This window comes from Polynucleobacter sp. AM-25C3 (genome assembly GCF_018882335.1).
Lineage (GTDB): Bacteria > Pseudomonadota > Gammaproteobacteria > Burkholderiales > Burkholderiaceae > Polynucleobacter.
Genome location: NZ_JACVOS010000045.1, coordinates 1 through 259, shown reverse-complemented (window position 1 = coordinate 259; position 259 = coordinate 1). Strand labels below are relative to the sequence as shown.

The following is a 259-nucleotide window of genomic DNA, read 5'->3' as shown; positions in this document are numbered from 1 at the left end:
ACCATCGCGCTAGCTAATGATGTATTGCCACCATAACGAGCGCAGATAACCACTGCTAATGGAGAGGCGGGTAGGGCAGAAAGTAATAAGCCAACCTGCCTGTCTAACTGAGGTAATCCCAATATCTGGGTGAATTTATGCGAAATCATTGGCTCTGCTACTAGCTGGGCAAAGCTAACAGACAACAGTATCCAGAGCATCCCCTTCATCTTGAAGGATTCAAACGCCAGTCCTGTCGCCATGGCTGATAAAAATGGCA

At 47.5% G+C, this 259-nt stretch carries 1 pseudogene; it reads right to left on the bottom strand.

From position 1 onward, the window contains the following. Window positions 1-242: pseudogene (locus tag ICN12_RS10795) on the bottom strand (hypothetical protein); the annotation flags it as partial. Window positions 243-259: the final 17 nt, after the last annotated feature.